This window comes from Fretibacterium fastidiosum, from assembly GCF_000210715.1.
Taxonomy (GTDB): Bacteria; Synergistota; Synergistia; order Synergistales; family Aminobacteriaceae; genus Fretibacterium; species Fretibacterium fastidiosum.
In genome coordinates, this window is record NC_021038.1 from 2,177,560 (window position 1) to 2,181,735 (window position 4,176).

4 protein-coding genes and 1 pseudogene are annotated in these 4,176 nt (G+C 68.6%); all 5 read left to right on the forward strand.

The window, feature by feature from the left end:
- Positions 1–209, forward strand: a pseudogene (locus tag SY1_RS09845) (hypothetical protein); the annotation flags it as partial.
- On the forward strand, positions 196–705 hold the full coding sequence (locus SY1_RS09850) for an acyl-ACP thioesterase domain-containing protein (RefSeq protein ID WP_015556936.1): 510 nt from the start codon (positions 196–198) through the stop codon (positions 703–705). The pseudogene SY1_RS09845 and the gene SY1_RS09850, both read left to right, overlap by 14 nt.
- Positions 702–953: a hypothetical protein gene (locus tag SY1_RS12600; RefSeq protein WP_208873651.1), complete on the forward strand. Its 252-nt coding sequence runs from the start codon at positions 702–704 to the stop codon at positions 951–953. The genes SY1_RS09850 and SY1_RS12600 overlap by 4 nt, the downstream gene beginning before the upstream one ends.
- A complete protein-coding gene (trkA, locus tag SY1_RS09860) occupies positions 950–2,332 on the forward strand; it encodes a Trk system potassium transporter TrkA (protein WP_015556937.1) in 1,383 nt (460 codons plus the stop codon). Before SY1_RS12600 ends, trkA begins: the two co-directional genes overlap by 4 nt.
- A 251-nt stretch (positions 2,333–2,583) precedes the next feature.
- Entirely contained in the window at positions 2,584–3,831 is a 1,248-nt protein-coding gene (locus SY1_RS09865; RefSeq protein WP_243440656.1) for a TrkH family potassium uptake protein, read from the forward strand.
- Positions 3,832–4,176: the final 345 nt, after the last annotated feature.

Sequence of the window (4,176 nt, forward strand, 5' to 3'; positions counted from 1 at the left end):
CGGACGAGCTGTCCCGCAGGGGGTTCGAGACCCGTCCGGGGCTGCACTGCGCGCCGGAGGCCCACCGGTCCCTCGACACGTTTCCCCAGGGGAGCCTGAGGGTCTCGCCGGGGTACTTCAACGCGCCTCAGGACGTTGACGACTTCTTCGGCGCGCTGTCGGAAGCGGTGAAGGCGCTTGGGGGGATCAGGGCGCATGTACCTGCGTGAGCTGACGGTCCTGCCGTCCGACGCCTCCTGCCGCGGGCGGCTGAAGCTCCACAGCCTGCTGGACTACCTTCAGGACACGGCGAGCCTGGCGGTGAGGGAGCTGGAGGGGACCTCCTCGGAGCTCCTCGCACGGGGCTACGCCTGGGTGCTGCTGCGCTACCAGGTGGAGGTCCTGGCGCCGCTCCCGGCCCTGGACGAGCGCTTCGTGGTGGGGACCTTCCACGACGTGGAGCACGGCTACAACACCCTCCGGGTCTTCAACGTGGACCGGCCGGACGGGACGCCTCTGGCCTGGGCCAAGACCTCCTGGCTCCTGCTGGACCTGGCGTCGGGACGGCCCGTGCGCCCGAAGGCCCACCTGCCCAGGATCGACGAGCGCTACACGGGCCCCATCGACCCGGACTTTCCCGACGTCCCGCCCCCGAACCGGACGCGCCTTGCACCGAAGTCCCCTGGCCCATCCGCTTTCACGACCTGGACGTCAACGCCCACGTGAACAACGCGGCCTACTTCGAGTGGATCTTCGAGGCCACGCCCATCGACCCGATGGAGTTCGAGCCCAGGGGGATTTCGGCGTCCTTCCGGTCCGGGATCCGCTGGGGCGGCCGGCCCCGCATCCACATCGCGTCCCTGCCGGAGCGGGGAAGGGCGCGGTCCTTCGCCTACCGCATCACGGACGACGGGCGTCCCGGCGAGAAGCCCATGACCCTGTTCTCCTGCAGCTGGGAGCCCTGTCGATCATGAACATCGTCATCGTCGGGGCGGGCGAGGTGGGGCGCAGCATCGCGGCCACCCTGTCCGGGGACGGACACAACGTCAACCTGGTGGAGCAGGACGCGGAGAGGGCCAAGCGCGCGGAGGACGAGCTGGACGTGCGCGTGATCCGGGGCAACGGGGCCAGGCCCCAGGTGCTGTGGGACGCGGGCGTTCGGGAGGAGGACTGCGCCGCGGACATCCTGGTGGCCTGCACGGACCGGGACGAGGTGAACATGCTATCCTGCTGGATCGCCCACAGCGCCGGGGTGCGGCACGTCATCGCCAGGGCGCGGGGGCTCGAGTTCACGGACTCCCCCACCTGGGGGCAGAAGCTCGGCATCGACATGATGATCTCGCCCGAACGGTCCGTGGCGCGGGAGATCCTGGAGCTCCTGACGGTGAGCTCTGCCACCCGCACGGCGGAGCTCCTGAACGGACAGGCGGCCATCTACGCCTTTCGCGTCGCGGAGGACTCCCCGCTGGTGGGGAAGTCCCTGAAGGACATCCGCATCGACTACAAGGACCTCGTCGCCATCGTGGTGTGCGTGGAGCGCCCCGACGGGGAGAGCTTCGTCCCCGACGGCGACACGGTGCTGGCCGCTCAGGACCTGTGCTACGTGGTCTCCTACAAGGAGACGGTCTACATGCTGGAGGAGCTCTTTCAGCGAAAGAACTCCCGGCCCCTGCGCCGGGTCTTCATCGTCGGGGGCGGAAAGATCGGGTGCCAGCTGATCCAGAGGATCCAGGAGGCCTACCGGCACGCGGAGATCCGCCTCCTGGACGTCAACGAGGAGCGCTGCAGGAGGCTGTCCAACGAGCTGGGGGACAGGAACACCCTGTTCCTCCACGAGGACGGCATCCAGAGGGAAGTCCTGCAGGAGGAGGGCATCGAGGAGGCGGACGGGTACGTCTGCGTCACGGACTCCGACGAGGTGAACCTGGTCTACGCCGCCATGGCGAAGGCCATGGGCGTCCGCAAGAGCATCGCGGTGGTGCGCCGCCGCCTCTACCGCGACATGCCGAAGTACATGCCCGTCGACGCCGTGGTGGACCTGAACGAGGCGCTGTCCTCCACGATCCTCCGTACGATCCGCTACCCCGGCCACGCCAGGGCCCTCTCCATCATCGAGAAGATCGACGCGGAGATGCTGGAGGTGGTGCTGCCGGCGAAGCACAGCCGGGCGGGGATCCCCCTGTCGGACCTGGGGCTGCCCAAGGGCGTCCTGGTGGCGCTCCTCGGCAGGGGAAACCGGGTCTTCGTCCCCATGGGGTCGACGAAGCTGGAACCCGGCGACCACCTCATCCTCTTCGCCTCGACGGCCCTGATGCGCGAGGCCGTGGAGCTCTTCAGCGAGGCGCAGCCGTGACGCGCGCGCCGGCGGGAGGGCTTCACCGATGAAGGTGGGGATCGTCCTCCGCGTTCTCTCCTTCATCTGCGCGATCGTCTCCCTGTTCATGCTCCCCCCGTTCCTCCTGGCCCTCCTGGACGGCACGGGGGATGCGGCCGCCTTCGCCGTCTCCCTCGGCACCGGAATCCTGTTGAGCCTGGGCCTCTTCCTGGCCGGCCGGCGCTGGCGGTCCCGGTCCGCTTGGGGACAGCCTGGGCATCCGCGAGGCCGTGGGCGTCGTGGGCTTCGCCTGGGTGATCGCCTCGGCGGTCGGGGCGCTGCCCTACTGGCAGTTCGGCGCGGCGCCCCGCTACGTCGACGCCTTCTTCGAGACCATGTCGGGCTTCACCACCACGGGGGCTACGGTGCTGGCCGACGTTGAGGCCCTCCCCAGGGGCATCCTGCTCTGGCGGGGGCTGACCCACTGGCTTGGGGGCATGGGGATCATCGTCCTGAGCCTCGCGATCCTGCCCTTTCTGGGCGTGGGGGGCATGGAGCTCTACAAGGCGGAGGTGCCCGGCCCCACGCCGGAGAAGCTGACCCCGCGCCTCCACGAGACGGCCCTGCGCCTGTGGGAGGTCTACCTCGCGCTGACGGTCGCCGAAACCCTCCTGCTGACGCTGGGGGGCATGAGCCTCTTCGAGGCGGTGGTCCACTCCTTCGCCACCATCGCCACGGGAGGCTTCTCCACGCGGAACGCCTCGATCGCCGCCTTCCACAGCCCCTATATCGAGTGGGTGATCACCGCCTTCATGTTCGCCTCGGGCGTCAACTTCTCGCTCTACTTCCTGCTCTTCGCGAGGCGCGTGCGGGCGGTCCTGGGCGACGAGGAGCTGCGCTGGTACGCCGCCATCGTCGCGGCCTCCGCCTTGGCCATCGCCCTCTGCCTCCTCCGCCGCGGCTTCTCCGGGGTCGAGCCCGCGCTGCGCGCCTCCTTCTTCCACGTGGTGAGCCTGATCACCACCACGGGGTTCGTCACCGAGAACTACGACCTGTGGCCCGAGTTCGCCCGGTTCCTGTTCCTGATCCTGATGGTGGTGGGGGCCTGCGCCGGGTCCACGGGGGGCGGGTGCAAGGTCGTGCGCTTTCTGGTCCTGCGCCGCCAGGTCCAGGCGGAGACCCTGCGCCTGCTGCACCCCAGGGCGACGGTCACGGCGCGGATGAACGGGCGGGCCATCGGCCGCGACGTCATGGATTCCGCCTCGGCCTTCCTGGTCCTCTACCTCCTCATCATGACCTCGGCCACGCTGGCGATCGCCGCCTTCGACCACCCGAAGCTCGACATGGTGTCGGCCTTCTCCGGGGTGGTGGCCTGCCTCAGCAACGTGGGGCCGGGGCTGGGCGCCCTGGGGCCCGTGGAGAACTTCGCCTGGCTGCCCGCCGGCGTCAAGTGGATCCTCTCCTTCTGCATGTTGGCAGGGCGGCTTGAGCTCTTCGCCGTGTTCCTCCTCTTCCTGCCGGGGGCGTGGAGGCGTTGAGGCGCCGGACGGGTGGTGGCCGGGACAGCGAAAATCAGTCAGCGCGCCCTAAGCATTCGGCACGTTTCGGCCCCGCCTGAGGTCTGGTAAAATACCACACTGAGTGTATTCCGACGGAGGGCGCTTTTCCGAACCCCTCCGTTCTGGGCCTGTCGGCCCCTGGCTCCTGTGGAGGGTGAACGTCAGGTGAAGACAACGATGACGCCTTCAAGGGCGTTAAAAGGACTGAAAACTCATGGAGTATGATCCCCATCTGCCGGAAGCGGAGGCCCCGTTCCATACCGGGGAGGCCGCTCCTGAAGGCTCGAAACAGAAAAAGCTGAAGCTGTCGAAGGTCCCCCCTCA

Bases quoted from the DNA above. Each gene is read 5' to 3' on its own strand.
- SY1_RS09850 (WP_015556936.1), top strand. From the start codon at position 196: ATGTACCTGCGTGAGCTGACGGTCCTGCCGTCCGACGCCTCCTGCCGC.
- trkA (WP_015556937.1), top strand. From the start codon at position 950: ATGAACATCGTCATCGTCGGGGCGGGCGAGGTGGGGCGCAGCATCGCG.